This window comes from Streptomyces sp. C1-1 (assembly GCF_050214755.1).
Classification (GTDB): domain Bacteria; phylum Actinomycetota; class Actinomycetes; order Streptomycetales; family Streptomycetaceae; genus Streptomyces.
Genome location: NZ_CP189826.1, coordinates 362,446 through 387,434, shown reverse-complemented (window position 1 = coordinate 387,434; position 24,989 = coordinate 362,446). Strand labels below are relative to the sequence as shown.

24 protein-coding genes are annotated in these 24,989 nt (G+C 70.0%); 14 read left to right on the top strand and 10 right to left on the bottom strand.

Annotated features, from left to right (window positions below; genetic code table 11):
• Positions 1–69: 69 nt before the first annotated feature.
• The 13 genes from ACQF4J_RS01740 to ACQF4J_RS01680 all read left to right on the top strand — a co-directional run bounded on the left by ACQF4J_RS01740 (position 70) and on the right by ACQF4J_RS01680 (position 11,856).
• The gene (locus ACQF4J_RS01740) at positions 70–1,413 is read left to right on the top strand and encodes an L-fuconate dehydratase (protein WP_351576334.1); all 1,344 of its coding nucleotides are present in this window, start codon (positions 70–72) and stop codon (positions 1,411–1,413) included.
• Complete coding sequence (locus tag ACQF4J_RS01735) at positions 1,406–2,284, top strand: amidohydrolase family protein (RefSeq protein ID WP_351576331.1); 879 nt, start codon at positions 1,406–1,408, stop codon at positions 2,282–2,284. The genes ACQF4J_RS01740 and ACQF4J_RS01735 overlap by 8 nt, the downstream gene beginning before the upstream one ends.
• Before the next feature lie 13 nt (positions 2,285–2,297).
• The gene (locus ACQF4J_RS01730; protein ID WP_351576328.1) at positions 2,298–2,735 is read left to right on the top strand and encodes an RbsD/FucU domain-containing protein; all 438 of its coding nucleotides are present in this window, start codon (positions 2,298–2,300) and stop codon (positions 2,733–2,735) included.
• Positions 2,732–3,775 carry a zinc-dependent alcohol dehydrogenase gene (locus ACQF4J_RS01725; RefSeq protein ID WP_351576325.1) on the top strand — a complete coding sequence of 348 codons (1,044 nt, stop codon included), beginning with the start codon at positions 2,732–2,734 and terminating at the stop codon, positions 3,773–3,775. Before ACQF4J_RS01730 ends, ACQF4J_RS01725 begins: the two co-directional genes overlap by 4 nt.
• Positions 3,772–4,533 carry an SDR family oxidoreductase gene (locus ACQF4J_RS01720; RefSeq protein WP_351805218.1) on the top strand — a complete coding sequence of 254 codons (762 nt, stop codon included), beginning with the start codon at positions 3,772–3,774 and terminating at the stop codon, positions 4,531–4,533. Before ACQF4J_RS01725 ends, ACQF4J_RS01720 begins: the two co-directional genes overlap by 4 nt.
• A complete protein-coding gene (locus ACQF4J_RS01715; RefSeq protein ID WP_427164300.1) occupies positions 4,530–5,159 on the top strand; it encodes a bifunctional 4-hydroxy-2-oxoglutarate aldolase/2-dehydro-3-deoxy-phosphogluconate aldolase in 630 nt (209 codons plus the stop codon). Before ACQF4J_RS01720 ends, ACQF4J_RS01715 begins: the two co-directional genes overlap by 4 nt.
• Positions 5,156–6,193, top strand: coding sequence for a sugar kinase (locus ACQF4J_RS01710; RefSeq protein ID WP_351805220.1), 1,038 nt, complete (start codon positions 5,156–5,158; stop codon positions 6,191–6,193). Before ACQF4J_RS01715 ends, ACQF4J_RS01710 begins: the two co-directional genes overlap by 4 nt.
• Before the next feature lie 36 nt (positions 6,194–6,229).
• A complete protein-coding gene (locus ACQF4J_RS01705) occupies positions 6,230–7,252 on the top strand; it encodes an aldo/keto reductase (protein WP_427164299.1) in 1,023 nt (340 codons plus the stop codon).
• Positions 7,243–7,965 carry a FadR/GntR family transcriptional regulator gene (locus tag ACQF4J_RS01700; RefSeq protein ID WP_427164298.1) on the top strand — a complete coding sequence of 241 codons (723 nt, stop codon included), beginning with the start codon at positions 7,243–7,245 and terminating at the stop codon, positions 7,963–7,965. The genes ACQF4J_RS01705 and ACQF4J_RS01700 overlap by 10 nt, the downstream gene beginning before the upstream one ends.
• A 354-nt stretch (positions 7,966–8,319) precedes the next feature.
• Positions 8,320–9,105: an indole-3-glycerol phosphate synthase TrpC gene (gene trpC / locus ACQF4J_RS01695; RefSeq protein WP_427164297.1), complete on the top strand. Its 786-nt coding sequence runs from the start codon at positions 8,320–8,322 to the stop codon at positions 9,103–9,105.
• Between the two features lie 323 nt (positions 9,106–9,428).
• Entirely contained in the window at positions 9,429–9,992 is a 564-nt protein-coding gene (locus tag ACQF4J_RS01690) for an MBL fold metallo-hydrolase (RefSeq protein WP_427164296.1), read from the top strand.
• A gap of 349 nt (positions 9,993–10,341) precedes the next feature.
• The gene (locus ACQF4J_RS01685) at positions 10,342–11,388 is read left to right on the top strand and encodes a LacI family DNA-binding transcriptional regulator (RefSeq protein ID WP_427164295.1); all 1,047 of its coding nucleotides are present in this window, start codon (positions 10,342–10,344) and stop codon (positions 11,386–11,388) included.
• A gap of 57 nt (positions 11,389–11,445) precedes the next feature.
• Positions 11,446–11,856 (top strand): discoidin domain-containing protein, encoded by a 411-nt coding sequence (locus tag ACQF4J_RS01680; RefSeq protein WP_427164294.1) that lies wholly within the window; start codon positions 11,446–11,448, stop codon positions 11,854–11,856.
• On the opposite strand, the gene ACQF4J_RS01675 is transcribed toward ACQF4J_RS01680, so the two are convergent.
• The 8 genes from ACQF4J_RS01675 to ACQF4J_RS01640 form a co-directional block, all read right to left on the bottom strand.
• Positions 11,801–12,796 carry an aldo/keto reductase gene (locus ACQF4J_RS01675; protein WP_351805264.1) on the bottom strand — a complete coding sequence of 332 codons (996 nt, stop codon included), beginning with the start codon at positions 12,794–12,796 and terminating at the stop codon, positions 11,801–11,803. The genes ACQF4J_RS01680 and ACQF4J_RS01675 overlap by 56 nt on opposite strands.
• 2 nt (positions 12,797–12,798) lie before the next feature.
• Entirely contained in the window at positions 12,799–13,635 is an 837-nt protein-coding gene (locus tag ACQF4J_RS01670) for an SDR family oxidoreductase (protein ID WP_427164293.1), read from the bottom strand.
• Between the two features lie 197 nt (positions 13,636–13,832).
• Positions 13,833–14,732: an amidohydrolase family protein gene (locus ACQF4J_RS01665; protein ID WP_427164292.1), complete on the bottom strand. Its 900-nt coding sequence runs from the start codon at positions 14,730–14,732 to the stop codon at positions 13,833–13,835.
• Positions 14,733–14,808: 76 nt separating this feature from the next.
• Positions 14,809–15,156, bottom strand: coding sequence for an L-rhamnose mutarotase (locus ACQF4J_RS01660; protein ID WP_351584434.1), 348 nt, complete (start codon positions 15,154–15,156; stop codon positions 14,809–14,811).
• A complete protein-coding gene (locus ACQF4J_RS01655) occupies positions 15,153–17,165 on the bottom strand; it encodes a hypothetical protein (RefSeq protein ID WP_351805234.1) in 2,013 nt (670 codons plus the stop codon). Before ACQF4J_RS01655 ends, ACQF4J_RS01660 begins: the two co-directional genes overlap by 4 nt.
• A gap of 66 nt (positions 17,166–17,231) precedes the next feature.
• Positions 17,232–18,137 carry a carbohydrate ABC transporter permease gene (locus ACQF4J_RS01650; RefSeq protein WP_427164291.1) on the bottom strand — a complete coding sequence of 302 codons (906 nt, stop codon included), beginning with the start codon at positions 18,135–18,137 and terminating at the stop codon, positions 17,232–17,234.
• Between the two features lie 55 nt (positions 18,138–18,192).
• Positions 18,193–19,107: a carbohydrate ABC transporter permease gene (locus tag ACQF4J_RS01645; protein ID WP_427164289.1), complete on the bottom strand. Its 915-nt coding sequence runs from the start codon at positions 19,105–19,107 to the stop codon at positions 18,193–18,195.
• On the bottom strand, positions 19,104–20,468 hold the full coding sequence (locus ACQF4J_RS01640) for an ABC transporter substrate-binding protein (RefSeq protein ID WP_427164287.1): 1,365 nt from the start codon (positions 20,466–20,468) through the stop codon (positions 19,104–19,106). The genes ACQF4J_RS01645 and ACQF4J_RS01640 overlap by 4 nt, the downstream gene beginning before the upstream one ends.
• Positions 20,469–20,844: 376 nt before the next feature.
• On the opposite strand from ACQF4J_RS01640, the gene ACQF4J_RS01635 reads away from it, so the two are divergent.
• Positions 20,845–21,642 (top strand): FadR/GntR family transcriptional regulator, encoded by a 798-nt coding sequence (locus ACQF4J_RS01635; protein WP_351585056.1) that lies wholly within the window; start codon positions 20,845–20,847, stop codon positions 21,640–21,642.
• Between the two features lie 67 nt (positions 21,643–21,709).
• Here the strand turns inward: ACQF4J_RS01635 and ACQF4J_RS01630 are convergent, their stop codons facing one another.
• Positions 21,710–22,240: a glycoside hydrolase family 5 protein gene (locus ACQF4J_RS01630; RefSeq protein WP_427164286.1), complete on the bottom strand. Its 531-nt coding sequence runs from the start codon at positions 22,238–22,240 to the stop codon at positions 21,710–21,712.
• Between the two features lie 181 nt (positions 22,241–22,421).
• Positions 22,422–24,710, bottom strand: a complete 2,289-nt coding sequence (locus tag ACQF4J_RS01625) for an alpha-L-fucosidase (RefSeq protein WP_427164285.1) — start codon at positions 24,708–24,710, stop codon at positions 22,422–22,424.
• Between the last annotated feature and the right edge of the window lie 279 nt (positions 24,711–24,989).

The following is a 24,989-nucleotide window of genomic DNA, read 5'->3' as shown; positions in this document are numbered from 1 at the left end:
CTCTCCTCCTCCGCCCCCATCTCGTCGCCAGGGGTCGTATCGCCCCCGCACCTCACAGGAGTTGCCGCCATGTCATCCGCCCTGTCCTCCTCCCAGGCATCCCCGGCCTCTGCCCGCATCACCGCCCTGGATGTACTGGACGTGCGTTTCCCGACATCCGAGCACCTGGACGGGTCGGACGCGATGAACCCCGAACCCGACTACTCCGCTGCCTACGTCGTCCTGCGCACCGACGCGGGCGACGGACTGGAGGGCCACGCGCTGGCCTTCACCACCGGCCGCGGCAACGATGTCCAGGCCGCCGCCATCGCCGCTCTCGCCCCGCACGTGGTGGGCCTGTCGGTCGATGAGGTCTGCGCCGACCTCGGCACGTTCTCCCGCTCCCTCGTGCACGACCCGCAACTGCGCTGGCTGGGCCCGGAGAAGGGTGCCATCCACATGGCCACCGGCGCGGTCGTCAACGCCGCCTGGGACCTGGCCGCCAAGCGGGCCGGCAAGCCCGTCTGGCGCTTCCTCGCGGAGATGTCCCCCGAGGAACTGGTCGCCCAGGTCGACTTCCGCTGGCTGTCCGACGCCCTCACCCCCGAGGAGGCCCTGGAGATCCTGCGCCGCGCCGAGCCCGGCCGCGAAGAGCGCATCGGCCACCTGCTCGACCGGGGCTACCCCGCCTACACCACCACGCCCGGCTGGCTCGGCTACTCCGACGAGAAGCTGTCCCGTCTGGCCCGCGAGGCCGTCGCCGACGGCTTCACCCAGATCAAGCTGAAGGTCGGCGCGTCCCTGGAGGACGACATACGGCGCATGCGCACCGCCCGCGAGACCGTCGGGGACGGCATCCGTATCGCCGTGGACGCCAACCAGAGATGGGACGTCCAGGCCGCGATCGACTGGATGCGCGCCCTGGCGCCCTACCAGCCGTACTGGATCGAGGAGCCCACCTCTCCCGACGACATCCTCGGTCACGCCGCCGTGCGCAAGGCCGTCGGCCCCATCAAGGTCGCCACCGGCGAGCACGTCGCCAACCGGGTCGTCTTCAAGCAGCTGTTGCAGGCCGGCGCGGTCGACATCGTGCAGATCGACTCCGCGCGGGTCGGCGGCGTGGGCGAGAACATCGCGATCCTGCTCCTCGCCGCGAAGTTCGGCGTCCCGGTCTGCCCACACGCGGGCGGCGTGGGCCTGTGCGAGATGGTGCAGCACCTGTCGATGTTCGACTACGTCGCCGTCTCCGGAACGGTCGAGGACCGCGTCATCGAGTACGTCGACCATCTGCACGAGCACTTCGTCGACCCGGTGCGCATCGTCGACGGCCACTACCTCGCACCGACACTGCCCGGGCTGAGCGCGCAGATGCACCAGGCGTCCCTCAAGGAGTACGCCTACCCCGACGGCCCCGTCTGGATCGCTCGTGTCTGACGCCCAGGCCCTCGTCGACGCCCATCACCACGTCTGGGACCTGGACGTCCGGCCGCAGCCCTGGCTGGACGAGCCGGGGCACGAGCCGATCCGCCGCACCTTCAGCCCGCCCGCCCTGCGATCGGCCGCGACCCGGCCGATCGCCGGACGGCTGCTGTCGAGCTCGGTGGTCGTCCAGTGCGTCGCCTCCGTGTCCGAGACCCGCGACCTCCTCGCCCTGGCCGACATCGACCCGCTGATCGGGGCCGTGGTCGGCTGGGCGGACCTGACGTCCCCCGCGATCGGCGACGTACTCGACGACCTGCGGAGCGGGCACGCGGGCCGGTACCTGCGGGCCCTACGCCACCTTGTGCAGGGCGAGTCCGATCCGCACTGGCTCCAACGGCCGGACGTGGAAAGGGGGTTGCGGGCGGTCGGGGAGCGGGGGCTCGGATACGACGTGCTGATCCGCAGCCACCAGCTCCCGCAGGCGATCCGTCTCGCGGAACGGCTCCCCGAGCTGCCGCTCGTCCTGGACCACGCCGGCAAGCCGCCGATCGCGCGGCGCGAACTTACCGACTGGGCACGGCAGTTGCGCATGCTGGCCAGGCATCCCCAGGTCCACTGCAAGGTGTCGGGGCTGATCACGGAGGCCGACCACGAGAAGTGGACCGTCGACGACATCCGCCCCGTGTGGGACGTCCTGCTCTCCGCCTTCGGCTCCGACCGGCTGATGTTCGGCTCCGACTGGCCGGTCGCGAACCTCGCGGGCGGCTGGAACAGCTGGGCCGCCACCGTCGAGGAACTCCTGGACGGCTGCTCCGACACCGAGATCCACGCGGTGCTCGCCGGCACCGCGACCGCCTTCTACCACCCGACCCCCGTCCCATGAAGGAGGTGACACCGTGCTCCTGACGGAACTGCTGCACCCCGGGATCCTCGAATCCCTGGCCGGAGCCGGTCACGGATCCCGTGTGCTGCTCGCCGACGGCCACTACCCCGCGAGCACCGCCACCGGCCAGCGCGCCCGGACCGTCCATCTCAACCTCGCCCCAGGCCTGCTGGACGTCACCACCGTGCTCGACGTCCTGCTGCGTGCCCTGCCCGTCGAGGCGGCCCACGTCATGGTGCCGCCCGAGGGCGAACCGGAGCCGCCCGCCATCGCCGAGTACCGCTCGATGCTGGCGCCCCTCCCGGTCGACACGCTCGGCCGCTTCGAGTTCTACGACGCCGCCCGCTCGCCCGACCTGGCGCTGGCGATCGTCACCGCCGACACCCGTACCTACGCCAACCTGCTGCTGACCATCGGCGTCCGCGGTGAAAGGACCCTGACGACACGATGACTCTCGCCGTCCGTTACGTTTCCGCCCGCTCCCTGGACACGGCTCCCGCGATCGGTGTGCCGCCCGGTCCGGGTGAGGTGGAGCTCGCCCCCGCCTTCGTCGGCATCTGCGGCACCGATCTGCACATCTTCCACGGCGACATGGACGCCCGGGTCCGGACGCCCGCCGTCCTGGGACATGAGATGTCCGGCCGTGTGGTGCGGGTCGGACCGGGTGTGGAGGGCTGGCAGCCCGGTGACGCGGTCACGGTCATGCCGCTGCGCTGGGACGACACCTGTCCGGCCTGCCGCGCCGGCCATCAGCACATCTGCCAGCACCTCGACTTCATCGGCATCGACTCCCCGGGCGCGATGCAGCAGCGCTGGACGGTGCCCGCCACCACACTGGTCAGGCTGCCGGAGTCGCTGGCCCTGGACCGGGCCGCCCTCGTCGAGCCGACCGCGGTCGCCGTGCACGACGTGGGCCGCGCCGCCGTGCGAGAGGGCGAGAAGGCCGTGGTGGTCGGCGGTGGTCCGGTCGGCATCCTGATCGCGCTGGTCGCGCGCGCCGCGGGTGCCGAGGTCCGGGTGGTGGAGCTGAATCCCCACCGTCGGCTGCTCGCCGAGGAGTTGGGGCTGACGGCGTGGAACCCGGCCGACGAGGACCTGTCGGCACTGGTGCGGCAGTGGACCGGTGACGCGGGCGCGGACGTCGCCTTCGAGGTGTCCGGTGCGGCGGCCGGCGTCGACGCGGCGGTCGATGTGCTGGGAGTGCGCGGCCGGTTGTGCCTGGTCGCCATCCACCCCCGCCCGCGCGAGGTCAACCTGCACCGCTTCTTCTGGCGCGAACTGACCCTGGTGGGCGCCCGGTTGTACGACCGCTCGGACTTCGAGAAGGCAGTGGCCCTGGTCGCCGACGGCACCATCCCGGCGGAGCGGCTGATCAGCAAGGTCGTCCCGCTCACCGAGGCGCCCGCAGCCTTCGAGGCACTGGAGGGCGGCGGCGACGTGATGAAGATCCTCGTGGACTGCACCGACGACACCCAGGGAGCCCACGCATGACCGCCTTCGACCTCACCGGCAAGCTCGCCGTCGTCACCGGAGCCCGGCGCGGCATCGGCCGGGCCATGGCCCGCGCACTCGCCGAGGCCGGCGCGGACGTCATCGGAGTCAGCGCCAACCTGGAGGAGTCCGGCAGCGCGGTAGAGAAGGACGTCCTCGCCGCCGGCCGCACCTTCGAGGCGATCCGGACCGACTTCGCCGACCCGGAAGCCGTACGAGCCCTGGGCGCGGACCTGGCCGGGCGCGAGCGTCCGGTGGACATCCTGGTCAACAACGCGGGCACGATCCGCCGCGCACCGGCCGCCGAACACACCGACGCCGACTGGGAGTTGGTGCTCCAGGTCAACCTGAGCGCGCAGTTCGCGCTCACCCGGGCGGTCGGCGCGACGATGGTGGCCCGCGGCCGGGGAAAGGTCATCTTCACGGCGTCGCTGCTCAGCTTCCAGGGCGGCATCACGGTCCCCGGCTACACGGCCGCCAAGCACGGCATCGCCGGCCTGACCAAGGCCCTCGCCAACGAATGGGCCCCGCACGGCGTGAACGTCAACGCTCTCGCGCCCGGCTACATCGCCACCGACAACACCCAGGCCCTGCAGGACGACCCGGCCCGCAGCAAGGCGATCCTGGACCGCATCCCGGCCGGCCGCTGGGGCAACGCGGACGACCTGGCGGGCGCCACGGTCTTCCTCGCCTCCGATGCCGCCGCCTACATTCACGGCACCGTGCTGCCCGTCGACGGCGGATGGCTGGGCCGATGAGCACCGACCTGGCCTCCGTACTGGCCGGAGCCCGCCTTCTGCCGGTGCTGACCGTGCCGTCCACCGCGACCGCCGGCCGGCTGGCCGACGCGCTCGCGGCGGGCGGCGCCCGGTGCGCCGAGGTCACCTTCCGCACCCCGGACGCCGAGCGGGTGCTCAAAACCATGGCGGCCCACGGCGGCCTGGCTGTCGGTGCGGGCACGGTCCTCACGCCCGAGCAGGCGGAACGTGCGGTGGCAGCCGGAGCCCGCTTCGTCGTTTCTCCGGGCTATGACGAGGAAGTCATCGCCAAGTGCCGGGAGTTGAGGGTGCCCGTGGTGCCCGGTATCGCCACCGCCACCGAGCTGATGCGCGCCCGGAAGGCGGGCCTCGACACCCTCAAGCTCTTCCCCGCCGAGCCGCTCGGCGGCCTGCGTGCGCTCCGCGCGCTCGCAGCGCCGTTCCCGGGAGTGCGCTTCGTGCCGACCGGCGGGATCGACGCCTCCCGTCTGACCGCGTACCTGGCCGATCCGGCGGTCCTCGCGGTGGGCGGCAGCTGGATGGCCAGCGCTGCCCATCTGGAGCGGGGGGACTACCAGGAGATCCGCCGACTGACGGCCGACGCCGTGGACAGGAGCACGACGTGATCGACGTGGTGGCCCTCGGCGAGGTGATGCTGCGGTTCGACCCGGGCGAGGGACGCATCCGCACCGCCCGCACGTTCCAGGTGTGGGAGGGCGGCGGCGAGTACAACGTCGTCCGCGGGCTGCGTCGCTGCTTCGGGTGGCGGACGGCCGTCGTCACATCGCTCGCCGACAACGCCGTGGGCCGGCTCGTCGAGGACCTGATCCTCCAGGGCGGCGTCGACACCTCGCTGATCCGGTGGACACCGGACGACGGCATCGGCCGCAGCGCCCGCAACGGCCTCAACTTCGTCGAACGCGGCTACGGCATCCGCGGCGCGCTGGGTGTCAGCGACCGCGCCCACACTGCCGTCTCCCAACTCCGCAAGGGCGACGTCGACTGGGACGCGGTGTTCTCGGCCGGTGTGCGCTGGTTCCATACCGGCGGTATCTTCGCGGGCCTGTCCGACACCACCGTCGACGTCGCCGACGAGGCGATGGCGGCCGCCCGCCGCCACGGTGCCACCGTCTCCTACGACCCCAATTTCCGCCCCAGCCTCTGGGCCGGCCGAGGCGGCGCCGACGCGGCCCGCGAGGCCGACCTGCGGCTCGCGCGGCACGCCGACGTCGTCGTGGGCGCTCTGGGCCTGGCCGGGGCGTACCCGGGACAGACGTGCGTCGGGGACGACGAAGTGGCCGACGCCCTAGCCGAGTTGGCCGGGCTGGTGCCCGCTGCGAAAGTACTGGCGACGACCCTGCGCGGCGTACCGTCGGCCGGCGTCAACGACTGGTCCTCGGCCGCCTGGTCCGCCGAAACCGGCTTCATCACCGGCCCCCGGATGCCCGGCCTCCACGTCCTGGACCGCATCGGCTCCGGCGACGCCTTCGCCGCCGGCCTGATCCACGGACTGCTGGACGACGCCGGCCTGGAGCGCGCCCTGGCCTACGGCACCGCCCACGGCGCGCTCGCCATGACCACGCCCGGAGACGTCTCCATGGCCTCGCTCGCCGAGGTCGAAGCACTCATCGCCGGCGGGTCGGCCCACGTCAGACGCTGACCGACGCCGGCAACGCCCGTATCCCAGGAGCACGACTTGCACCAGCCGCACCAGCGGAAGATCCAGAACACGTCCGTCGCGCTCACTGGGCTCGGCTTCGGGGCCTCCGTGATCGGCAACCTCTACCGCGTCACCCCGGTCGACGACGCGACCGCCGCGATCGACGCGGCCTGGGACGCCGGCATCCGCTACTTCGACACCGCACCGCACTACGGCCTCGGCCTCTCCGAGCGCCGTCTGGGCGCCGCCCTGAAGGGCCGCCCCCGTGCCGAGTACGTCATCTCCTCCAAGGTGGGACGGCTGCTGGTGCCCAACGAGGAGCCACGCGGCGTCGACACCGAGGGCTTCGTCGTACGCGACGACCTGCGCCGGCAGTGGGACTTCAGCCGCGACGGCGTACTCCGCTCCATCGAGGACACGCTGCAGCGCACCGGCCTGGACCGCCTCGACATCGTCTACCTGCACGACCCCGACGACCACTGGCGGCAGGCGGCCGAGGAGGCCATGCCCGTCCTCGCCGACCTGCGCGACCAGGGTGTGATCGGCGCGATCGGCGCCGGCATGAACCAGTCGGCGATGCTCGCCCGCTTCCTGCGCGAGACCGCCGCCGACGTGGTGATGCTCGCCGGGCGCTACACACTCCTCGACCAGTCGGCGCTGGACGACGTCCTGCCCGCCGCCCGCGACCTCGGCAAGAGCGTGGTGGCGGTGGGCGTGTTCAACTCGGGACTGCTCTCCCGCGACCGGCCCGCCGAGGGCATGAAGTACGACTACCGGGACGCCCCGCCGGCTCTGGTCGCCCGTGCCCGGGCGATCGCCGAGGTCTGCGCGGCGCACGGGATCAGCCTGCCCGCCGCCGCGATCGCCTTCCCGTACAACCATCCCAGTATCATCAACGTCACCCTCGGCATGCGGACTCCGCAGCAGGTCGGACGAAACGTGGAACTCCATGATCAGCACGTCCCGGACGGCCTCTGGGACGATCTGAGCGCGCAGGGGCTGATCAGGTCGGACGTGCTCGCGGAGCACGGTGGAGGGAGGGATGTGCGGTGTCTCTGACGGACAAGGCCATCGAGCAGATCCGTGAGCTGATCCGTACCGGTGCCCTTCCTCCGGGCTCGAAGCTCCCACCGGAGCCGGATCTGGCCGCGCAGCTGGGCCTGTCCCGCAACCTCGCCCGCGAGGCGGTCAAGGCACTGGCCGTCGCGCGGGTCCTGGAGGTCAGGCGCGGCGACGGCACATATGTGACCAGCCTCCAGCCCAGCCTGCTCCTGGAGGGGCTCGGCGGTGCGGTGGAGCTGCTGCAGGGCGACTCGGTCGCCCTGCAGGACCTCATGGAGGTACGCCGGCTCCTCGAACCCATGGCCACGGCCCTTGCCGCCACGCGGATTTCCGATGAGCAACTGGCCGAAGTGAAGCAGCACCTGGACGCCATGCGCGAGGCCCGCGACAACGTCGAACGGCTCAACGTCCACGACGCCGCCTTCCACCGTGCCGTCGTCTCCGCCACGGGCAACGAGACCCTCCTCACCCTCCTGGAAGGGATCTCCGGCCGCACCCTGCGCGCCCGTATCTGGCGCGGTCTGGTCGACGACAAGGCCGCGGGCCGCACCCTCGCCGAGCACGAGGCCATCTTCAACGCTCTGGCCACCCGTGACGCCACCCTCAGCCAGGCCGCGGCACTGCTGCACGTGAGCAACACCGAGCAGTGGCTGAGGGAACATCTGCGCTCGGGCGAACCGCTTCCCTTCGGGACGACAGCGGGGATGTGAGGCGGCGGCTGCCGTACGAGACCTGGCGCGGTGTCGGACGACGTGGTGTCGGTGCACGTCACCGGCCGCCCCCTCGAAAGGCTGCCGGCCCGGGCCGGCCGGTTCTGCAATCCGGCGGTGCCCAGGGCACAACCACTGGTGGCAGGCGAATCACACCGGTTCGAGCCGGACAGGTCTGCGTGCCCCGGTTCCCGACATCACCGAACGCGACGTGTGCGTCTGCGGCCCGCCCGCGATGAAGGCCGTGATCGATCCGAATAACCTTCTTCTGGCACGACTTGGACGTGGATGACGCACGGCCTCACTCGAGCCGGGGACGTCCGAAGCTGCAGACGATTTCACAAGGAGATGACGATGAGCGTTCTTGACGGGATCCTTGGGGGAGTTCGCGAGGACTTGGAAGAGCGCAAGCGCGCGACGCCGTTGGCGGAGCTGCGCTCCCGGGCAGCTGACGCGGCACCCGCACTCGACCCGCTGCCCGGCTTCCGGGCGCCCGGGGTGTCCATCATCGCCGAGGTGAAGCGCAAGAGCCCCAGCAAGGGGTCCCTGGCGGACATCCCCGACCCCGCATCCCTCGCGGCCCAGTACGCGGCGGGCGGTGCCGCTGCGATCAGCGTGCTCACCGAGCGCAGGCGTTTCGGCGGCTCCCTCGCCGATCTGGACGCCGTACGTGCCCGGGTCGACGTGCCCGTCCTGCGCAAGGACTTCATCGTCGACCCCTATCAACTGTGGGAGGCCCGCGCGCACGGCGCCGATCTTGCGCTTCTCATGGTCGTGTCCCTGGACGACGGTCAGCTCGCCGACTTGATGGGGCTGTGCGCGGAGTTGGGTCTCACGCCGCTTGTGGAGGCGCACACGGCCGACGAAGTGCGGCGCGCCGTCGCTGCGGGAGCCGAACTCCTCGGCATCAACGCGCGGGACCTGACAACGCTGGATGTGGATCGCACTGTGTTCGCCGACCTTGTGACGGCCATCCCGGAAGGCACGGTCAGGGTCGCGGAATCGGGAGTGACGGGCCCGAAGGACGTGGCGGAGTACCGCGGTTGGGGAGCCGACGTGGTGCTGGTCGGCGAGGCACTGGTCCGCTCGGGGGACCCGCGCACCGCCGTGCGCGAGTTCATCGAGACGGCCGGGGCATGACGGCGTCCGGCTCGGACTGGCACGCCTGGACACGCCGAGCCGACCCAGCGCAGTGATTCGGAGCCGGCTACGACCGTGGTGGAAGCCGGGGCCGTCCTCGGCCGGTTCGGCCGGCCGGGAGGGGGCGGCCACGAAGCACCTTCGCCTTCCCGACACCTCTTGTCGGCGCGGGGCTTTCGCCACTCACCCCGGGGCGGTGCCGAGCCCGCTTTCGACACCGGCCTTTGTACCCTGCTCACCGGCTTCCCGAGCCGAGGTCCTCGCCCGGTGACCGGCTCGTACGGCCCCGCACCACACCCATCACCGCACCCGAGGAGCCCTTCATGACGGCTGCCTTTCACGTCCTGACCACCGGCTACGCCGACGAGCGGGTGGCCGGCACCGTCACTCTGCTCCTCGACGGCGAGACGGTCGCAATCGTCGATCCCGGCATGGTGGCGGACCGTCGGCTCATCCTGGACCCGCTCGGGCAGCACGGACCGAACCCGGAAGACGTCACCGACGTGATCTTCAGCCATCACCACCCGGACCACACACTGAACGCGGCCCTGTTCCCCGAGGCCCGCTTCCACGACCACATGGCGATCTACCAGGACGACATCTGGGAGGACCGTGAGGCCGACGGATATCAGCTGTCGCCGTCGATCACGCTCATGACGACTCCCGGCCACACCGCCGAGGACGTCAGCACCCTGGTCACGGCCGATGAGGGCCTGGTGGTCCTGACCCATCTTTGGTGGACCGCCGAGGGACCGGCCGACGACCCCTTCGCGCCCGACCGCGAGCAGTTGCGGGCGGCCAGGCAGAAGGTCCTGGCCCTCGGCCCGGCGCTGATCGTGCCGGGGCACGGGGCACCTTTCGTGCCGTCGGCGTCGACGCCCGTCTAGCCTGCCGCAGAAGTGCGTCGCCCAGCCGTGGACCATCGGCTGACACCGTCCGGCCGAACACTCTCCCGTTCAGGATCACGGTGGCCACCCGCACCGGATGCCGGCCGGTCGCGGCCCGTGCGGTTGTGCCGGATGCAGCCACCGCCAGGGCGCCCGCCCCGGCCGCGGCCAGGAACGTCCGCCGGTGGAGCGGTCCGCCCGCGGGTGCCGCAGAGGCGCCGCCGAAGACATCTGCCATCTGATTAACTCCTCACCCGGCGGCTGGTCCGGCCGCCGTAGCCCGGCACGCTGATTGATCAAGGTCGTCGCCACAAGCCGTCACGGGGCTGTTGGGGAACATGGGGTGCACATGACGAGCTCACGTGTCTGGCGGCGTCCCACGCTGGATGCTGTGGCCGCACGGGCCGGGGTGTCCACGGCCACGGTGTCGAATGCGCTCAACGGCACCGGACGACTCTCCGAGACGACCAGGCAGCGGGTGCTGGCCGCGGCCCGCGAACTCGGTCACGCCCCGGCCGGCAGGGCCCGTGCCCTGGCCCGCGGCGGCACCGGAGTGCTCGGCCTGACCATGACGACGTACGGCGACCTTCCGGTCCCGTACACCGAGATCCCGTACTACGCACAACTGGTGCTGGGCGCCATGGCGGAGGCACACAAACGCGGCTACCTGCTCCAGGTGATGCCGAGTTCGATGTCACCGTGGATGTGGCTGAACACGCCGATGGACGGCGTCATCCACGTCGAGCCGCGGGCGGAAGACCCGGTGCGTTCCATCCTGCGGGAGCGTGACATACCGATGGTCTGCGAAGGCCGGCCGCCCCAGCCGCACTGGGACGACGTGTGGGTGGACGCCGACTACGAAGCGGGCCTGCACGTCCTGCTCGACCATCTCACGCAGTGCGGCGCCCGGCGGATCGGGCTCTCCGCGCCCCTGCACGACGACGCGTACCCGGACCTGATCGCGCACGCCTACCGGTCCTGGTGCGACAAACACGACATGCCCGCCCTCGTGGAGGAGTACGCCCCGTTGCCCGATCCCTTCGCGGCCGAACAGGACGCCGTCGGCCGACTGCTCGACCGCGATCCAAGACCGGACGCTGTCGTGGGCGTCTACTCCGACTCCGGTCACAACATCCTCGCCGCCGCTCGCCACCGAGGTCTTCGAGTGCCGCGGGATCTGCTGGTGGCGTGCGTCAGCGAGGATCCGGACTACGCGACGACCACCCCGCCCGTCACCACGCTCAGCCTCAATCCGGACCGGGTGGGTGCCGAAGCGGTCGACCTGCTGATCGCCGTCATCAACGCCCGCAGCGGTGTCGACCGGCATCGGCTCGTACCACCGGTGCTGTTCCCTCGACGGTCCACACGGCGCGCGGGCAAGCGCCCCCCTAAGTGAGTAGTACTCATTTTGGATTGGTGGTCAGCTCGACGAATTGATCGGACGGCGGGAAGCGTGCCGATCGGTGCCATCAATCACGTTGCCACCTGCGGGATTTGTTCACTCGGACGGTACGAGCGCGCCGAACCTGACACTGTCGACAATGACAGCTCGACCGGCTGGTCGCCCACCGGAAGCGACTCCTCGGCGTGGTGGCAGGTCGACCTGGGGCAGACCCATCAGCTCGGACAGTTCTCGCTGACGACCCGTCAGGACAAGGACCAGTCCGAGACCCGTGGCAAGTTCGAGATCCGGGCTTCCAGCGACCCGTCCTTCGGCACCTGCACGGTCCTGGGACGCCAGACGGACACGCTTCTCGGCATTCCGGTCGGTGGGCGCTCCCTGCGGCACGTCCGGCGGGCGATCCGCGTCAATCCTTCTGCGCCGGGACCGGTACGTGGGCGGGCAGCAGGCCGAGTCCCTTGAGCTCCGCCCAGAGCGCGCCGGGAATGGGGTGGTTGACCATCACGGCGGCGTCCCGCACCTCGCCGGCGCTGCGGGCGCCGACCAGGACTGACGCGACGGCCGGGTGCCCGAAGGGGAAGCGGAGCGCGGCGGCGCGCAGCGGGACCCCGTGCCGCTCGCAGGCTTCTTTCAACTGCGTCGCCCGGATGAGGAGTTCGGTGGGGGCTGCGGCGTAGTCGAAGGTGGCGCCGGGCTTCGGGTCCGCGAGCAGCCCGGAGTTGAAGACTCCACCGGCCACCACACCGACGCCGTGCTCGACGGCGAGCGGCAGGAGCTCGGTCAGGCCTTGTTGGTCGAGCAGGCTGTAGCGGCCGGCCAGCAGCACGGCGTCGATGTCCGTCTCACGGACGAACCGTGCAGGCAGCTCAGCCTGGTTCATGCCGATGCCGATCGCGCCGAGCACGCCCTCCGCGCGCAGGCGTTCCAGCTCGGGGTAGGCCTCGGTGAGGGCCCATTCGGCGTGCTCGTCCGGGTCGTGCAGGTAGGCGATGTCGATCCGGTCCACTCCCAGCCGCTGGAGGCTGCCCTCCAATGAGCGGCGTACGCCCTCGGCGCTGAAGTCCCATCGGCGGCGGTGCGTCGCGGGGACCGCGAAGCCGCCGTGGGACAGGTCGTCACCGGCGACGGAGCCGATGGGCTCCAAGAGGCGGCCGACCTTGGTGGAGATCGTGTACTCCTCGCGGGGCATGCCGCGCAGCACGGTGCCGAGTCGGCGCTCGGACAGACCGAGGCCGTAGTGCGGAGCGGTGTCGAAGTACCGGACACCGCACTCCCAGGCGGCGGCGACGGCTTCCTCGGCCTCGGTGTCGGTGACCGGGGTGAACAGATTGCCGATCGCTGCCGCGCCGAAGGCGAGTTCACTGACCCGCACCGGTCCGGGCCCGAGCATGTTAGGGCGCATGGTCATGACTTCACCTCGGGTCGCAGGCGCAGGCCCGCCATGCCGCCGTCGACCGCGAGGGCGGTGCCGGTGACCGAGACGGCCGCGGGGGAGGCCAGGTAGACGATGGCAGCAGCCACCTCCTCGGCGGTGATCAGGCGGCCGGTGGGCTGACGGGCGTTCAGAACGGCGCGTTCGGCGGCCGGGTCGGGAGCTGCTTCCAGCAGCCGGCCGACCCACGGGGTGTCTACGGTGCCGGGGTTGACGCAGTTGACCCGGATTCCCTCGCCAACGTGGTCGGCCGCCATGGCGAGGGTGAGAGAGAGCACGGCGCCCTTGCTCGCCGAGTACAGCGCGCGCTGCGGCAGACCGGTGGTGGTGACGATGGAGCCGATGTTGACCACCGAGGCGATGTGTGCCGCCGCCTCGTCCGGGCTCGCCAGGTAGCGGGCCTCCCGGCCGATCACGACCGCGAGCTCCACCTCCCAGTCGGTCTTCACCGAGCCGCGCGGGATCAGCACCTGGTCGTACGGGCCGACGACGGTCGCCGGGTCCTTCATGAACACCACAGGCCGCTCGGGGACGACCGCACCTGTCTCGGCCGCGTGGTCACGGTAGTTGAGGTCGACGCACACCACCTTGCCCGGTCGGGTGACCGGCGCGCCGATGCGCAGCCCGGCCGGGTCGAGCTCGGGCAAGTGTCCGGCGGCCAGTGCTGCCGCGGCTCTGTCGGTCCCGCCGGTGGCGAGGAACGCTCCGTCGATGTCAGCGGTCAGCCCCGCCAGGGCGCACACGCGTACGTCTTCGCCGAGTACCGCCGGGATTTCGTCTCCCGTTGCCCCGATCTGAAGCAGTTTCATATGGGACTCCGATCTGGACATTGGATGGCCGGGTCCCGGGCGGGCGAGCCCCGACTCCGTGGCGGACGCCCGCCGCAGCCGACGCCCCGCTCGCCTGCTCGCACGTCGGCCCGCACGACATCGCGCACGGCCACAGCTGGGGGCTGGGCCCGGAGCCGTCCCCGGCATTCGGGCGGCCACGTATCGGACATCGAGCGTCATCGTGATCCCGAGGTCCGTTCCGAACGAGTGAGGCGGTAGAAGGTGGTCGCGGTACCTGCGAGAATCGCCGAGGTCTCGTCGGCGGTGCATCCGTCGAGCAGTTCGTCCACCGTGGCGGCCCAGCGGTTCCAGCCTCCCGCGAGATTCGCCACCGGCCAGTCGGAGCCGAACATGAGCCTGTCGGGGCCGAAGGCAGAGAGCAGGACGTCCCACACGGGGCGGATGTCGTCGACGGTCCACTTCTCGTGATCCGCCTCGGTGATCAGCCCCGACAGCTTGCAGACCACGTTCTGGTGTGCGGCCAGTCTGAGCAACTGGCATTGCCAGTCGGCCAGTTCACCTTCCGCGATCGGGGGCTTGCCGGCGTGGTCGAGCACCTGGGGCAGGTCCGGGAACCGCTCGGCCAATCGGATCGCCTGGTCGAGCTGGTGGCTGCGGACGAGCACGTCGTAGCGGAGCCCGCGATCCCGGACTGCCGCCAACCCGCTTTCGACGTCGGGGCGTTGGAGCCATCCCGGATCTGTCTCGGCCTGCACGAGATGACGCAGGGACCGCAGACATCCGCCGCCCGGTCCGGCCAGCAACCCGTCGAGCTGGTCGCCGATCCCCGGGGACGTCAGGTCCGCCCAGCCGACCACGGCCTCGATCATCGCCACCCGCTCCGCGAGCGCGAGCAGGTCCTCCGTCTCGTGCACGTCCGGCACGCACTGGACGGCCACCGTGCTGTGCAGACGGCGACCCGCGACGAGCTGGGTGGCCGTCGTGCGCAGGTCGTCGGGGGTGAAGGTGCGGCGGATCGTCGCCAGGGCGGGATCGTTGAGCCAGGGTTGCGGACGCCGGTCGAGGTCCCACAGGTGGTGGTGGGCGTCGACGAGTGGGGCGGTGGTGGGGGTCACTGGTGGTCCAAGTCGGGTCGGTCCACGTCGGGTCGGTCCACGTCGGGTCGGGCCAAGCGGTCTGGGGCGAGGTGGGTCAGACGCTGCTGGTGTCGCCAGGCGAGCTCAGATGCCAGATCTCGGGGAGCTCCGTCCACTGGCGGGACTCGCCCCGGTCGGGCCAGGGCTCCTGGCAGGGATCGGTGAGCTTCCACCACTCCTGGGTCTCGGGGTCGGCTTCGAGGACGGCCATGTCGGTCTCGAAGTCGTCGCCGTCGTACTCGAAGTGGGCGAACAGCACATCGCCGTGGAGGAAGATGCTGAAGTTGCGGATGTTCGCCCGGTGCAGGGCGGCTTCGACTCCGGGCCGGACGGCCGAGTGGAGCTCGAGATATTCCTCGCGGTGCTCGGGGCGGAGCCTGATGGTCTGGGCGACGCGTTTCATGCGGTTTCTCCCTCCGTGCCTGCCGAGGGCCGACAGACGGGGGTGCCGAACGGTGTGCGGTAGCTGGGGGCGTGGGCGCGCAGCCGGAGGCGCAGGGTGAGCCGGATGCGGGTGGACGCGGGCAGCCGGACTGCGAGGAAAGCGCCGTCGCAACCCTGTTCCGTCTCGGTGACGACGGGCTCGGTGTGGCCGTAGTCGTACATGTCCCCGATCCAGCTGTCGTCCGCGCAGGTCGTGTACCGGACAGCGGCGATGGCATGCTCGGCGAAGGCGCCGGCCTGGACGATCACCGTGCGCTCGGTCTCGGGGGAGAGGTTGACCAGCTCGACGGTGGTCGCCTCGGGGTCGATGGAGGTGACCAGTGCGGCCACGTCCGGCGGCAGGCCGGCCCGGCGGGCCTCGGCGTCGTGGTAGCGCAGCCGGGCCTGCTGCAGGCCGCCGTTGTACAGGACCTGCGGGCCGCCCCAGGTCAGCTGGACGAGGGCCTCGGTGGCCACGGGGTTGCACTGCTGCCACACATGGATGTCGGCCTCGGGCACATCCAGGTCGCGGTAGCGGTCGATGCGCCGCAGACGGTGACGGATCTGGGCCTGGGCGGTGGCGAGGATCCGCTCGGGGTAGCCGGGGTCGTCACCGGCGAGGAACGCGAACCAGGCCTTCTCGTGCCCGGACTCCTCCTTGGCGCGGAAGGGACGGACGGTACGCCAGTCGATGCCGTCGGCTTCACGCAACTCCTCCAGCCGGGCGCGGTCGGCGTCGGAGGCGGTGTGGTGCCAGAGGGCCATCGGCACCGGCGCGGTGGCAGGGTTGTAGTCGAACCAGCCGGCGTCCTTGTGCCGGAAGGGGAGGTGGAGGGTGGGTGTGTGGATGTCGGGGCCGAGTTCGACCGCCCACTTGGAGGAGAGGCTGGAGTCCGCCTCGGTGTGGGGCATCACCTTGGCGTGGCCGATGAGGGTGTCCAGCGAGGTCGTGACCATGGAGAGGTAGTCGTCGTCTCCGGTGACCGTGGCCGCCGCGAGCGCCGCTACGCAGGCCGCGTGGCCCACGCTGTGCCATCCGTGTGGCCAGGACCAGCCGTAGTGGCCGCCGTACCAGCGTCCCTCCAGCAGGCTGCCCACGATGCCGTCCGGGCCGGCGTTGTCCGGGACGAGACCGCCGTTCGCCTCGGTGCGCTCCCGCCACGCGTCGACGTACTGGACGATCCAGTCGCGATAGCGCTGCTCGCCGGACAGGATCCAGGCGTTGAGGACCAGCCCGGCCGCGGCGAGGTTGACCGCGGTGTCGCCGACGCCCATCCGGTCCCGCATCTGCGCGCCGAGACGCGGGTCGGCGGAGAGCGGGTACGGGCCGCCGTCGGCCTCGGGGATCCAGTCGAGCGGGAAGCCGTATGTCTGCGCTTCCTTGAGCAGCCAGGGATAGACGTCACCGTCGAACAGGCCCGTGCGGTCGGGGTCGCTGCCGTTGTGCGCGCGGGTGATGACGCGGTGCTCGGGGTCGTAGTTGCCCTTGGCCGGGTCGACGTACAACTCGGCGAAGCGCAGGGCGCGCTCGGACCAGCGGTCGGGGGCGGCCATGCACAGGAAGTAGAGCAGCAGCAGGCTCTCACCCTGGTGGAACCAGTCGTAGCCGCGCTCGAACTCGTCGCGCAGCATGCCGAGTTCGGTGAGCTGCCGGGTCACCCCCTCCCAGTGCTTCTCACTGGCGGGCAGCAGATCGTCGGCGCCGCCGAGCAGGTACAGCTGGGGCCAGTTGAAGAACACCTCGTAGAAGTCGTCCACGCCGTCGCGGGTGGTCAGCCGGCCGGAGTAGTTCAGCCGTCCGTCCGGGCCGGTGAAGTCACGGGCGAAGCGCCGCCAGGCGTGGTCGAGGAGATCGAACAGGGAACGCTGGGCCACGGCCCAGCCGGGTGGTTCGAGCAGCGGCACCCCCGCCTCGATCTCGGGCGGCTGGACCGGATGGTCGTGGGGGGCGTCCTCGGCCGGGGTGCGGTCGGCAGAGCTGTACGGCATGGGGGATCTCCGTTCGAATGGGCGGCGGGGCGGCGCACGCCCGGGGCTACGGCCGGGGACGGGCCGCTACTCCTTGGTGGCGCCGGCGAGCATCCCGCTGACCAGGAAGCGCTGGGCGAAGAGAAAGACGATCAGCACGGGAGTGATGGCCACGAGCGTCGCCAGAGCCAGCTGCGGCCGCTCGATCGCGAGGTTGCCGACGGCCGGGTTGAAGGACGGCACGTTGCTGAGCAGGGTTCCGACGCCGACCTGGATGGGCATCTGGCTGCTCTCGGGGAGCATGACGTAGGGCAGGAAGTAGTTGGTCCAGTTGGCGACGAAACTGAAGAAGCCCACAAGCGCGATCACCGGGGTCGCCAGCGGCAGTGCGATGTGCCAGAAGACGCGGAGCTCCGAGCAGCCGTCGATCCGTGCCGCCGCCAGCAGGTCCTTGGGTACGGCGGTGGTGAAGTAGATGTACGTCAGGTACACGCCGAAGGGGTAGAACGAGTACGGCAGGATGATCGACCACATGGTGCCGATCAGGTGCACCGCGTTGATCTCCAGGAACAGCGGGACCACGAGTGTGGCGTTCGGCATGAGCATCACGACCAGGGTCGCGATCAGCAGGGTGTGCCGGCCGCGGAACTCGGTCATGGCCAGGGCGTATCCCGCGGGAATGGCGACAGCGAGCGTGATGACCAGCGAGATCACCGCGTAGAGGGCCGAGTTGCCCAGCCACTGCATGACGGCGTCGTCCTGGAACGCCGTCAGCGCGTGCCAGTTGGCCTTCAGCGCGTGGAAGGAGCCGAAGGAGAGCGGGTTGTCGTGGACCAGCTGCTGGTCGGTCTTGGTCGCCGCGAGGACGAGCCACAGCACCGGCAGCACGAAGAAGGCGAGGAACGCGGCGAGTACGGATCCGGTCAGCAGCCGGGAGGCCAGGTGCTGTGCGGACCGGCGGCGGTGCGGTGGCCGCTGGTGGGATCGGCTCATCAGAGGTGCTTCCCGTTCCCAGCTCGCCGTTGCGGCGACTCGACTGCCAGGGGCTTTAGTCGGCATCGAAGAACCCCGACCGTGCGACGAAGAGGGCGGCGGCCGACACACTGACGACCAGGAGCTCCACCGAGACCGCGGCGGCGCCGTTGATGTTGTTCATCTGGAAGGCGAAGTCGAACGTCAGCTGGTTGAGCGAGTAGTCGCGTCCGGCCACGCCGACGCTGGCGAGGGAGAGCAGTTGCGGCTCGACGAAGAGCTGGGCGCCGCCCGCGAACGCCAGGATCACCATGTACACGATCCACTTGCGGAGCATCGGGATCTGTACGTGCCAGGCGGTCTGCCAGGCGCCCGCGCCATCGATGCGCGCGGCTTCCATGACGTCCGTGGGAATGTTGTTGAGCGCGCCGTACATGACGACGATCCAGCCGCCCGCGCCGGTCCAGAAGGCGATGACCGTGAACAGCAGGGGCAGGTTGCCGGGCGCGATCACCTCGCCGAAGGTGTGGAAGCCCAGCGCGTCCAGCAGTGAACTGACCGGGCTGACCGTCGGGTCGAGCATGAACAGCCACACCAGCACACTCGCGGCGCCGGCGAGCGCTCCCGGGATGTAGTAGAGGAAACGCAGCGCCTTGCTGGCGGAGCCCGAGGACAGACGGTGCAGCAGCAGGGCGAGGGCCACCACGAACACCGCCAGGGACAGGAGCCAGAAGACGAGGTAGACGGCGACGTGGCCCACGGCGTCCAGGAAGCGGAAGTCCTGCGCCGTGGTGACGAAGTTGGCGAAGCCGGTGACCTTGCCCCCGGCGTCGGTGAAGGCGAAGTAGACCGCGTAGGCGGTCGGAAGGACGCCGAAGGCGACCAGGAGGACCACGTAGGCGGCGACGAAGGCCATGCCGGCCCGGCTCTGCCGGGCGGCGCCGCGACGGCGCCGGTTGGCAGAGCCGGCCGGGGAGTGGGTGAGGGTCACTGGGAGACCTTGTATCCGTTGGACTTGGCGTACTTGACGATGGAGTCCTGCCAGGCCGGCAGCATCGAGACGATGCTCTTGCCCTGGGTCAGGCCGGGCTTGACGGTGGCGGCCCAGATCGCCTCCTGGCTGAACTGGCCCGAACCCCAGCCGTTCCAGACCTGGGAGGAGGCGGCCTTGAGGGCGCTCAGGTCGGTGGCGAAGTAGCCGGAGGCGTCCTGCCCCTTCAGCCAGTTCTCCGCCGCCGGCGCGTACGCGGGGAAGCCCGGCGCCTTCTCGCCCTGGTAGGCGTTGTCGGTGGTGACCCACTTCAGGAAGTCGGTGGCGGCCTTGATGTGCGTGGAGTGCTGGGACAGCAGCCAGGTGCCGCCGCCGACGTTGCCGGTGGACGGCGAGGACTCTCCCTGCCACTGGGGGATGGGTGCTGCGCCGATCTGCTTGGCCGGGGTCTTGAAGGTGTCCTTGAACACCGCGCCGCCGTACCAGGCCGGGCCGGGCATGAGCAGGACCTTGTCGGCCTTGTTCTTGCCGAAGTCGGTGCTGAAGACCCCGCTGATGGATATGGACTTGTTCTTGATCAGCACGTCCATCAGCTTGGCCATCTTGGTGCAGGCCTCGCTGGAGGTGTTCACCGACACCGACTTGGGGCCGGTGATGTGGTTGGCGCCGCACTTGCTCGCCCACAGGTAGATCTCGGGGGTGAAGGAGTCGCCGGCGTCACCCACGAGGTAGCCGGGGTGCTCCTTGGCCACCTTCTCGCCGAGCTTCTGGTACTCCTCCCAGGTCGTCGGCACCGTGTAGCCGAACTTCTTCAGCAGTGGGGCGTTGTACCACAGCACCGCCTGGGAGAGGTCGTTGCGCAGACAGTAGACGGTGCCGCCCACCGTGCAGACGTCGTTGGCTCCGCTCGCGAACTTCCCCAAGGACGCAGAGGGGATCAGGCCCTTGTTGAGGGGAGCGGCGAAGTTCTGGTCGACCGCCCAGGTCACCTCGTTGTTCTGGGAGCTGAACACCACGTCCGGCCAGCCCTTGCCGGTGCGGTTGAACAGCTGGACCTTGGTCTGGAGGTAGTTCGAGCCGTTGGCGTCGCCGTCGTAGGTGACGATGTCCATCTTCACGTCCGGGTGCTGCTGCTGGTACAGCTTCGCGGCCTCCACACGAGTCGCGTCCACCCAGACGGTCAGCGCGCCGTCCTTCTGCGGCGCCTGGGCGAAGCCGTCCTTGTTCGTCGTCCCCGTGGCGCCGCCGCCACCGCAGGCGGTCAGGGTCAGGGCCGCGGTGGCCGCGCAGCCGGCCAGCAACGCCGCACGACTCCTGCTGGACAGCCTCTCGCGGCCGGACGAAGGCTTGTTGACGGTCATGTGCGACTCCACTGGGTTCACAGGGCGCCCTGAGCGGATGGACAGGTGGCGCCGGATCGGGGCGACGCCGGGCCGTGCCGGTCGGGCGTCTGTGACCGCGGACGGCCGTCCCGCTTGCCGTCGCGGAAGAAATTAGGCGCCTCATCGAGGTCTACGTCAAGGGTTTGTGCGGCCCTCTCCTGGGCCATTTGCGGATGATGACGCCAAGGAGGGGGGCTAAATTGCCAGTAAATTGCGATATACCCTGCCTTGCTATCCTGTCTCATAGCGCGGATCCGCCTGCTCGATGAGTAGGACTAATCGAGGTGTGAGATACGATGAGCGCGGCTCCACAGCGGTCAGCCGCCCCAGTTGCGTCAGCCAGGAGGCAGAACAGATGAACGACACGCCCGCGACCCAGGCGGCCTCGCCGACGCAGGCACCCCTCGTTGCGGCGGAAACGGTGAACGGCACGGACGCGCGGGGTGAGTACCGGCCCGGCTACGAGGTCGTGGCGGAGCGGATCCTCGAGTTCATCGCCGAGGCCCGTCTGGTGGCAGGGGACCGGCTGCCCACGGAGAACGACCTGGCCCAGCGGCTGAACACCAGCAGGGCGGTGGTGCGCGAGGCCGTGAAGATCCTTTCGGCGCTGGGCCGGGTCCGGGCGCACAAGGGGCGCGGACTGTTCGTCGCGGACGACGAGGGCATGCTCGTCACCAGCCGTTGGGGCGGTTTCTTCCGCCCCGTCGACCTCGATCACGTGCTGATGCTCTTCGAGTTCCGCCGGGTCCAGGAGATGGCCGCGAGCAGTCTGGCCGCCACCCGTGCCACGCCCGCCGAGCTACGGACCATCGAGGTGGCCATGCAGCAGTGCCGGCACGGGTTCGTCCACGGTCAGGTCGACGTGTTCAACCAGGGGGACGAGGACTTCCACATGGCCGTGGCCGCGGCCTCGCACAACACCTTCCTCGTCAGCGCCGTGCGCGACGCGCGACGACTGCAGCGGCAGTCCAGCGCGATAGGGATCCACGACACGCTCGGTGAAGGCACCGAGCCCGCGGTCGAGGAGCACGAGGTGATCTACCGGGCCATTCGTGACGGCCGGCCCGACGACGCGGCCGAGGCTACGGCGGCACATCTCGACAGGACGCTCGAGGACTACCGGCGGGAGATCCAGCGACGCCTGTTCGGATAGCGTTCCGGGAACGGAATCCGGCACGCCGACAAGGCCCGGCGCTGCACCCGCGAACGCCGGACCGCGCTCACTCCCCAGCGCAGTCCGCTGCCCGCGCGGCTGCCACGAGCTCGGTGGGCATCTTGCTGGCCCATTTCCACGAGTCGTGATGGACGTTGAGCATCACGTAGAGGCCGTCGGCCAGGGCCCGGTCGACGACCTGCTTGACGCGGCTCATGTAGGCCTTGTCGATGGCGTAGCCCGGCGCGGACTGCTGGTGGTCGCTCCATGTCACGGGGATGCGGATGCTGCGGAAGCCCTGGGCGCGGAGCTTGTCGAACATGGCCTTGGTGGTGCGGGGTTGGCCCCACGCCGTCTCGTCGGGGCCGGCGTCCAGGCTGTTGCCCAGGTTCCAGCCCGGCTGCATCGCGGCCACCTGCGCCATCGCGTCATCGGACACCGCGGGCGCCGCGGCCGCCTGCGACCGGGAACTGTCTCCGAACGGGCCGAATTCCGTGCCGTATGCGAGAACGCCCGCGGCGATCAACGCCAGCGGGACCCCCACCACCAAGCCGAGCCTGCGCCTGCGGTGCCGGGCAGCCTGCTGCCTTGCCGTCATTGCTCATCCGTTCTGGAAGTCGAGTGGGTCTTGCCACCCTCGGTGGTCACAGGCGGCTCAAAGGTTGCCGAACTTTCCGGAGAGACTTTCGTTGTTCTCCTGGTCGCCAGGGGAACGGGGTCACGTGCCACTGGGACGTGACCCCGTTCTCGCCGTCAGGCGCGGCCTCGCAGGCGGCCCGTCAGAGGCTGACGATCTGCCAGTCCTGGTTGGAGCCGCCGGTGCCGGGCCACTGGATGACGTTGGCGCCGTCGGCGGTGGAGGCATTGGCGACGTCGGCGCACCAGCCGGTGCGGACGTTGACGAGCCGGTGGTAGCCGCTGGTGGCCGAGGGGACCAGTTTCCACCACTGGTTGTCGCCGCCGTTGTCGGACTCCTGGGTCAGGGTGGCGCCCTGGGTGCTGCCCGGGCTCTGCAGGAGCTTGCCGCTCTTGACGTTGGCCAGGCGGAACGATCCGTCGGTGTTCGGCAGGAGGCTCCACTGCTGGTTGGTCCCGCCGCCGTAGGGCCACTGGATGAGTGTGGCACCGTCGGCGGTCGAGGCGTTGCTGACGTCGAGCGCCTTGCCGCTGTTGCGGTTGATCACCTTGTGGGTGCCCAGGTCCGCGGTGAAGGGCCGGTCGTAGACCTCCAGATTGCGGATGGACGCGTACACCCCGGCCGGTAGCCCGGTGACGGTGACGCGGACGTAGCGTGCCTGGGCCTGGAACACGGCCGTCTGGACCTGGCTTGTGCCGGCGGTGGCGGTGTTGTCGACGAGCGTTATCCAGGTGCTGTTGTCGGTGGAGCCCTCGATCTTGTACCGGTAGTTGGTCTTGTCCAGTTCCCAGGCGATCCGGGTGCCGGTCAGTGAGCGGGTCGAGCCGAGGTCGACCCTGAGCCAGTGGCCGGTGTTGCCGTCGTTGGCGCACCAGCGGGTGGCGGTGGCCCCGTCGACCGCTTTCGCCGCGGTGTTGCCCTTGGAGGTCTCCTCGCTGTCGGCGGTCGCGGTCCGGCCGGCGGCGATGTCGCCCGGCTGCACGGGGCGGTCCAGGGCGACGCCGACGACGCTGTCCTGGGGGTGGGTGGTGCGGTCGATGCCGTTGATGGTGACCCGGCCGTCACTTGCGACCGAGTACGACAGGTTGGCGCCGGAACGCACATCGAAGACCCGCGTGACCTGGGCGTCCCCGATCGACGGGGTGGTGAACACGGTGCCGCTGTAGCCGGGCAACAGGTGGGTGTAGACGGTGTTGTCCTTGTACGTGAAGCCGTACTGGCCGTCGACCGGGTTCCACGGCCCGCCACGGGTGCCGTAGACGGACTGGCCGCAGGCGGTCATGAAGGCGCCGATCTGCCGCAGGAGGCCCGCCTGGGCGTCGGAAACGGTGCCGTGCCGGTCCGGGCCGACGTTGACCATCACCGTCATGTTCCGCACCCAGCAGTTGACCAGGATGTTCAGAGCCGTGCCGTAGCTCATGACGGCGGTGTTGGAGTAGCCCCACGTTCCGATGATGCTGAAGACCTTCTCGACGAGCCTGCCCGTGCGGATTGCCCCGGTCGGTACCCCCGGGCCCTCGTCGCTGTCGCAGTCGCCCTTCCACCCGGAGCGTGAGGTGGCGACGATGTCGGGCTGGTGCTTGCGGACCATGCCCATCAGTCCCAGCGGCTTGCCGCTGGAGTCCGTCTCGCCGTAAGTGGCGTCCACCGGCCACTGGTTGGCGGTGTCGCGGAACTGGCCGGGCTCCCAGAAGAACGCGCCGTCCGCGTCGCTGCCCTGCTCGGCGATCCAGCCGCCGTCCCACCACAGGTCGTCGATCACGCCGTACTGGGTGACCAGTTCCTTGACCGACTCGTACACCTCGGTCTTCATGATCCGCGCGTTCTCCTTGTGCGCCGGATCGGTGGTGTAATTCCACGGGTTGCTCGCGCAGTTGGTGCCCGTGACGTCGTAGTAGCCGGGGTAGCGCCAGTCGATGGGCGAGTAGTAGAGGCCCACCTTCAGCCCGGCCGCGCGCACCGCCGTCACATAGTCCTTGACGAAGTCACGGTTGAGCGGTGCCTGTCCGGAGCTCCAGGCGTTGGGGTGGTTCAGCGGCCACAGCGCGAACCCGTCGTGGTGCCGGGTGGTCAGTGTCGTGTACTTCGCCCCGAAGTCCTTCGCCAACTGCGCCCAGGCCGCCGGGTTGTAGGCGTCCGCGGTGAACTGCTCGCTCGTCGCGTCGGTGACGTACTTCCGGTAGTCCGCAGGAGTGACCGGCCCGTTGTGCATCCACCACTCGCCCTTGGCGGGACCCGAGTAGACGCCCCAGTGGATGAACATGCCCAGCTTGGCGTCCATCAGCCACTGGATCTTGGAGTCGGGCTGCTGCTCCAGGCCCAGGTCGACCTTGGGGATCCGCAAGGGAGGGAGCGGCAGAGGGGTGGCGGCCGCCGCCGCGTACGCGGGTGTCGCCAGCGCGGCGGAGCCGACCGTGGCGGCCACCGTCATGGCCGCCAATCCGGCAAGGAGTGATCTTCGCGAGATGGATTCCGGCACTGAGTGTTCGTCCCATTGAGACATGGGATGTATTAACGAGTATGAGCGTTGCTGTCGTCTAGTCCCGTGTCGCAAGTCTTTGCGATTACCCGCTAATTGCATGGTCGTGGTCCTGATGACTTAACCAAACATTGGATGTATGGCTGGCCGACCTGGCCGTGACGGACCTCATCAACACCGGGCTCTCCGAGGGAACCCCGCAGAGCGACCGGCCGGTACCGGACGTTGTAC

What these genes read in the sequence shown, in the direction of transcription:
- ACQF4J_RS01740 (WP_351576334.1), top strand. Translation starts at nt 70, where the DNA reads ATGTCATCCGCCCTGTCCTCCTCCCAGGCATCCCCGGCCTCTGCCCGC.
- ACQF4J_RS01725 (WP_351576325.1), top strand. Translation starts at nt 2,732, where the DNA reads ATGACTCTCGCCGTCCGTTACGTTTCCGCCCGCTCCCTGGACACGGCT.
- ACQF4J_RS01720 (WP_351805218.1), top strand. Translation starts at nt 3,772, where the DNA reads ATGACCGCCTTCGACCTCACCGGCAAGCTCGCCGTCGTCACCGGAGCC.
- ACQF4J_RS01715 (WP_427164300.1), top strand. Translation starts at nt 4,530, where the DNA reads ATGAGCACCGACCTGGCCTCCGTACTGGCCGGAGCCCGCCTTCTGCCG.
- trpC (WP_427164297.1), top strand. Translation starts at nt 8,320, where the DNA reads ATGAGCGTTCTTGACGGGATCCTTGGGGGAGTTCGCGAGGACTTGGAA.
- ACQF4J_RS01690 (WP_427164296.1), top strand. Translation starts at nt 9,429, where the DNA reads ATGACGGCTGCCTTTCACGTCCTGACCACCGGCTACGCCGACGAGCGG.
- ACQF4J_RS01685 (WP_427164295.1), top strand. Translation starts at nt 10,342, where the DNA reads ATGACGAGCTCACGTGTCTGGCGGCGTCCCACGCTGGATGCTGTGGCC.
- ACQF4J_RS01675 (WP_351805264.1), bottom strand. Translation starts at nt 12,796, where the DNA reads ATGCGCCCTAACATGCTCGGGCCCGGACCGGTGCGGGTCAGTGAACTC.
- ACQF4J_RS01670 (WP_427164293.1), bottom strand. Translation starts at nt 13,635, where the DNA reads ATGAAACTGCTTCAGATCGGGGCAACGGGAGACGAAATCCCGGCGGTA.
- ACQF4J_RS01660 (WP_351584434.1), bottom strand. Translation starts at nt 15,156, where the DNA reads ATGAAACGCGTCGCCCAGACCATCAGGCTCCGCCCCGAGCACCGCGAG.
- ACQF4J_RS01655 (WP_351805234.1), bottom strand. Translation starts at nt 17,165, where the DNA reads ATGCCGTACAGCTCTGCCGACCGCACCCCGGCCGAGGACGCCCCCCAC.
- ACQF4J_RS01650 (WP_427164291.1), bottom strand. Translation starts at nt 18,137, where the DNA reads ATGAGCCGATCCCACCAGCGGCCACCGCACCGCCGCCGGTCCGCACAG.
- ACQF4J_RS01640 (WP_427164287.1), bottom strand. Translation starts at nt 20,468, where the DNA reads ATGACCGTCAACAAGCCTTCGTCCGGCCGCGAGAGGCTGTCCAGCAGG.
- ACQF4J_RS01635 (WP_351585056.1), top strand. Translation starts at nt 20,845, where the DNA reads ATGAACGACACGCCCGCGACCCAGGCGGCCTCGCCGACGCAGGCACCC.
- ACQF4J_RS01630 (WP_427164286.1), bottom strand. Translation starts at nt 22,240, where the DNA reads ATGACGGCAAGGCAGCAGGCTGCCCGGCACCGCAGGCGCAGGCTCGGC.
- ACQF4J_RS01625 (WP_427164285.1), bottom strand. Translation starts at nt 24,710, where the DNA reads ATGACGGTGGCCGCCACGGTCGGCTCCGCCGCGCTGGCGACACCCGCG.